The organism is Bacillus sp. MBGLi79 (assembly GCF_002953915.1).
This window is the reverse complement of sequence record NZ_CP026521.1, coordinates 1,849,065-1,853,778: the sequence shown is the minus strand read 5'-3', so window position 1 is coordinate 1,853,778 and position 4,714 is coordinate 1,849,065. Positions and strand designations below refer to the sequence as shown.

The following is a 4,714-nucleotide window of genomic DNA, read 5'->3' as shown; positions in this document are numbered from 1 at the left end:
CGGATCGAAGCTTCTGCACTGTATACGCCTTTCAAGTTGAGATCTCTGACTTCTTTTGCTTTCTCATGGGAAATTTTCCGGCCCTCGGGATTGATCCTTTCAATTGACGTTTTTTTCGTGACATGTTTGTACGCTTTTTCTTCCGACATATTCAACACGCTAGCCAGCAGTTTGCTCGTTTTGATCGGATTTTCAACCTGCTTCGGAACAACCAAAACCGATGGCGCGCTTTGGTTTGTCGCCAGCTTGACGCCGTTCCTGTCCAATATTTCGCCCCTTTCCGGCTCAAAAGGAAGGTTCCGGCTCCACGAATCTTTAGCTAATGTCGTCAGTTTATCCCCCAGAACGAACTGAACGTATCCGAGTCTTGTATCAATAATCAAAAAGATGATCACACCAAAAAGCAGAACGAATATTAAACGTTTTCTGACCGTTACATTGGAAACGCGCAAGAGACCGTTCACTCCTTATTTAGGCTTGTTTCATTTTATGCCTTGGAGCGTTTTGATAGAACGACCCTTATTTTTATATGCTCAGGAGGCGGCCGCGCCCAAACGGAAGGCTATCGACTCTGAGCCGATAGCCTTTTAGACGGGATCTATTCGTTTTTCAATCTGACTTTTACGACCGAGTTGGCTTTTAATTCTTTGCCTGCTTTTACATTTTGGCTTTTCACATAACCCTGGCCGCTCGTTTCGATATGAATGCCTGCCATGGCGCCGAAGCGGAGAGCGTCACGCTTTGACCAGCCCGTCATATCAGGCAGTGTGATTTTCCCGTCGGCCTTCAGGAAGACCCTCTGATTCGGCAGGACGGCTTCTCCCGCTTTCGGGTACTGTTCTTTCACAGCCAAGCCATCGCCGATCGTAACCGGAACAAGGCTGTTGTTTTGCGCCTCTTTTTCGGCGGATTTGGCTCGTTTGCCGGTGAAATCAGGCATTTCCAGCTGTTTTTCTTCCTGCTTTTCTTCTTTTTTGGTCTCTGTCGGTGTGATATTTAAATAGTGAAGACTGTTTTTCATCACCGGATTGAAAATTTTTGATACCGGAGCAGAACCTGTTTCCGTAGCCTTTAATTGCGGCTGCTGTACGGCTACATAAACGAGAAGCTGCGGATCGTCCTTCGGCGCCATGCCCATGAAGGAGAACACGTAGTCTTCGCGTCCCTTCAAGATTTTTCCGTCCTCACCGGTCATTTGCGCCGTACCGGTTTTTCCGGCGACATCAAATCCTTCGATCTTGTACGGCTTCCCCGTCCCTTTATCAGATGTGACGACTTTTCCCAGCAGATCGCGCACTTCTTTTGCCGTTTTGGCAGAGATCGGCTGTCCGACTTTTTCCGGTTTATTTTGATAAATCGTTTTGTTTTTGTCAGAATCAACGACATGATCGATGACATAAGGCTTCATCATTTTTCCGTTATTCGCGATCGCTGTCGCGGCCTGAAGCTGCTGGATCGGCGTGACCGCTGAACTTTGACCAAAGGCAGTTGATACTTTATCACGCAAATATTCAAAATTGATTTTGCTGTTCGCTTCTCCAGGCAGGTCGATGCCCGTTTTGTCGTAAAAATGGAACTTCCGCAAATATTGATTGAAGCGGTCTGTGCCGAGTTTATCATTGGCAAGGATCGCAAACGCGACGTTTGAGGAGCGTTCAACACCTTCATTAAATGTGATCGGGCCCCAGCCGTTGCCGCCATTATGGTCTTTAATCGGCTTATCTTTTTTAGACACCGAATATGATCCAGACTTGTATTGTTCTCCTCCATTATATACGCCTTCTTGGATGGCTGCCGCCAATGTGAAAATCTTCATCGTTGAGCCTGGCTCAAAGCTGTAGGAGACAAGGTCGTTGTAATAGTTCGTGACATCGCGCACGTTCGGGTTGAAGCTCGGCCTTTGCCCCATCGCGAGCACTTTGCCCGTTTTCGGATCAACGACCGCCGCCATAATCTTCTTCGGCTTGTATTCTTTTTGGACGGTCGTCATGCTGTCTTCCAAAAACGCCTGGATTTTTTGATCGATCGTCAAATACACGTTGTCTCCGTTGTTTGGCGCTTTAATATTTTCGTTGCTGTTCGGCAGGCGCCAGCCCGTTCTGTCGGTGTCGTACGTCATGTATCCGTCCGTTTCTTTCAAATAATCGTTGAGCGTTTTTTCAAGGCCCATCATGCCTTGCATTTCACCTGTTTTTGCGTTGATCTGCGAATAGCCGATGAGATTGGAAGCGAAGATTCCGTTTGGATAGTAGCGCTTCGTATCGCGGGTGAACACGATGCCAGGCAGCTTCAGCTTTTCGATTTTTTCTTTTTGGGCATATGTCAAATCCCGCCCCGCCGATCCGAATTCAACCTGAAACGCTCCTTTTTTATTGAGAATATCGAGCACTTTCCCCTCATCCATACCGAGAATCGGCGCAAGCTTCTCAGCCGTCAGCTGCTTGTTTTTCACGTATTGAGGTTCCATCTTTTTGCTCATAATCGCGACGAGCTTGTATGTCGAAGTGTCTTCGGCAAGCACTTTTCCGTTCCGGTCAAGGATCGATCCCCGGTGGGCTTCGATCGTCCGCTTTTTCTCATACTGTTCGTTCGCCTTCTGTGCAAGCACTTCGCCGTTCACTTTTCCCGTCGCTTGAATAAACGCAAATCGTCCTACGATAACAAAGAAAAAGAGGGCAAAACAAATACTGAGTATTGCCGCTCCTCTGTTCATGAATTTATTTTTTTTCGGCATTGTGCATCATTCCTGTATGTCTTTCACTTTTTTATCACCTAATTTAAGGCCTTTTTTCCGGGCGATGTCCATGATACGGTCCGGCTCTTTCAGCATATCGGCTTCTTTTTCGAGGTCACCAACTCTGCTGCTTTCCGTTTCAACCTTCTTTTCGAGCTTTTGAATTTCAATATTGGTCTGATACGCGGCAAAAGCCTTTGAAATCATAAAAAGTGAAGCGCTGAGTACAGCCAGGGCAAAAAGCACAATCAGTACCTTTTCCCCAAGCGTTATCGATGCTCTTCTCCGGATGATAACGGATTGTTCTGCACTGTTTGTCTGTCGTTGCTGTTTTTCTACTTTATAAGCCAAATTGCTCATAGACTGATGACCTCCTTTTAATTCGTACAGCTCACTCTCGTGCTTTTTCCGCGATGCGCAGCTTCGCTGAGCGCGCACGGTTATTGTGTTCAAGCTCCTCTTCAGAAGCTGTGATCGGCTTTCTGTTGACTAACTTTAATTTCGGTTCAAACTCCTTGGGGATCACGGGCAGTCCGTGAGGCAGTTCAGGAGGCGATGACATCTCTTTAAATGTCGATTTGCAGATCCGGTCTTCCAGCGAGTGGAACGTGATGACCGATACCCTTCCGCCCGGCTTCAGTACCTCAATCGCCTGTAAAAGCGCTTCTTCAAACACTCTCAATTCATCGTTTACCGCAATTCGAATCGCCTGGAAGATCCGTTTAGCCGGATGCCCGCCGCTTCTTCTTGCCGGTGCGGGAATCGCCTCTTTGATGATATCGACAAGCTGGCCTGTTGTTTCAATAGCCGATTGTTCTCTTGCTTTTTCGATTTTCCTGGCGATTTGCTTGCTGAACTTCTCTTCTCCGTATTTAAAGAAGATTTTCACGAGATCCTCATAAGGCCATTCATTGATGACTTCCTTTGCCGAAAGGCCCGCCGACAGGTCCATTCGCATATCAAGAGGTGCATCATGATGATAGCTGAAGCCCCTTTCAGGTGTATCCAGCTGAGGAGATGAGACGCCTAAATCAAATAAAACACCGTCCACTTTCGTGATGCCGATTTCGTTTAGACGGTCTTTTAAATACCGAAAATTGCTTTTTATGAAAACGACTTGTCCTTCATGATCCGCCAGTTTTTCCTTCGCGTGGCGGAGTGCGGTTTCATCCTGATCAAAAGCGACCAGCTTTCCTTTTTCAGACAGCTGTGAAAGCAAGTATTCGCTGTGACCGGCACCGCCTAATGTACAGTCTACATATGTACCGTCTTCTTTTACATTTAACCCGTCAACTGTTTCTTTTAATAATACTGTTGTATGCTCAAACATTTCTTTACTAGTCCCACCTTTATTCAAATGAACTGATTGCAGAAGCGCCGCATGCGCAAAGATTCATTATATATCAAATCCGATCATGTTTTCAGCTATTTCGGCAAATGAATCTTCCTGCTCTTCTACGTATTGTTCCCAAATCTCTTTGCTCCACAATTCAATTCGATTTGAAACTCCGATGACCACGCATTCCTTCTCAAGCTTTGCATAATTTAAAAGCGGTGATGCAATGTTGATCCGGCAATGCTAGTCCAATTCGCATTCGGTGGATCCGGAGAAAAAAAAGCGGGTAAAAGCGCGTGCATCTTTCTTTGTAAGAGGAAGAGCCTTCAGTTTTTCTTCGATGAGTTTCCATTCGGACATCGGGTAGCCAAACAGGCACTGATCAAGCCCGCGCGTCAGAACGATCTGCTCGCCGAGGCCTTCTCTGAATTTCGCCGGAACGATCATGCGGCCTTTTGAATCAATCGTATGCTGGTATTCACCCATAAACATGATCTCGGCCCCCACTTTCGTTCCTCAACTCACCACTATCCACCACTTCTCTCCACAAATTTATTTTACACTGTTTTAGAACAAAAAAAAACCCTGAACTACTCAGGGTTTTTTAAAAAATTATTTCAAAGTTTGACAAATTGATGAATGTT

General features: G+C 46.1%; 3 protein-coding genes and 2 pseudogenes. All 5 read right to left on the bottom strand.

Annotation, left to right across the window (positions count from 1 at the left end):
• A pseudogene (locus C1T29_RS09455) lies at window positions 1-452 on the bottom strand (stage V sporulation protein D); the annotation flags it as partial.
• Between the two features lie 146 nt (window positions 453-598).
• On the bottom strand, window positions 599-2,734 hold the full coding sequence (locus C1T29_RS09450) for a penicillin-binding protein (RefSeq protein ID WP_103749022.1): 2,136 nt from the start codon (window positions 2,732-2,734) through the stop codon (window positions 599-601).
• A 6-nt stretch (window positions 2,735-2,740) separates the two neighbouring features.
• On the bottom strand, window positions 2,741-3,094 hold the full coding sequence (gene ftsL / locus C1T29_RS09445; protein ID WP_020451295.1) for a cell division protein FtsL: 354 nt from the start codon (window positions 3,092-3,094) through the stop codon (window positions 2,741-2,743).
• A 31-nt stretch (window positions 3,095-3,125) separates the two neighbouring features.
• Complete coding sequence (gene rsmH, locus C1T29_RS09440) at window positions 3,126-4,064, bottom strand: 16S rRNA (cytosine(1402)-N(4))-methyltransferase RsmH (protein WP_020451294.1); 939 nt, start codon at window positions 4,062-4,064, stop codon at window positions 3,126-3,128.
• Window positions 4,065-4,130: 66 nt separating this feature from the next.
• A pseudogene (gene mraZ, locus C1T29_RS09435) lies at window positions 4,131-4,562 on the bottom strand (division/cell wall cluster transcriptional repressor MraZ).
• Between the last annotated feature and the right edge of the window lie 152 nt (window positions 4,563-4,714).

Excerpts from the sequence above, each read along its gene's own strand:
- C1T29_RS09450 (WP_103749022.1), bottom strand. The coding sequence starts at position 2,734 with ATGCCGAAAAAAAATAAATTCATGAACAGAGGAGCGGCAATACTCAGT.
- ftsL (WP_020451295.1), bottom strand. The coding sequence starts at position 3,094 with ATGAGCAATTTGGCTTATAAAGTAGAAAAACAGCAACGACAGACAAAC.
- rsmH (WP_020451294.1), bottom strand. The coding sequence starts at position 4,064 with ATGTTTGAGCATACAACAGTATTATTAAAAGAAACAGTTGACGGGTTA.